Here is a 447-nt window from a genome sequence, read left to right as displayed (position 1 = left end):
ATATGGGACTGAAGGATAAACCGTTCTTCAAAGAATCTATACCGAAGCTTCAGTCGCTGAAACAGCCGTTCTACGCGCATTTGCTCACGCTGACGAACCATTATCCGTTTACGCTTGATGAAAAAGACGCAACGATCGAAAAAGCGAAAACTGGCGACGCGACTGTGGATGACTATTTCCAGACGGCGCGTTATCTTGACGAAGCGCTTGAACAGTTCTTTAAAGATCTGAAGTCATCCGGTTTATATGACAACTCGGTGATTATGCTTTACGGAGACCATTACGGAATCTCTGAAAACCATAACCGCGCGATGAAAGAAATTCTCGGCAAAGAAATTACGCCTTATCAAAACGCGCAGAATCAGCGTGTGCCGCTTATGCTTCGCATCCCCGGCAAAAAAGGCGGGGTGAACCATACGTACGGCGGTGAAATGGACGTTGTGCCGA

At 47.2% G+C, this 447-nt stretch carries 1 protein-coding gene; it reads left to right on the top strand.

The features are described 5' to 3' along the window. The coding region (locus ACTD9P_RS29950) for an LTA synthase family protein (protein ID WP_438870469.1) at positions 1-447 on the top strand (447 nt) is incomplete at both ends.

The organism is Pseudomonas onubensis (genome assembly GCF_965653655.1).
GTDB lineage: Bacteria > Pseudomonadota > Gammaproteobacteria > Pseudomonadales > Pseudomonadaceae > Aquipseudomonas.
The sequence above is the reverse complement of the archived record's forward strand: the minus strand, read 5'-3'. Positions and strand labels throughout refer to the sequence as shown.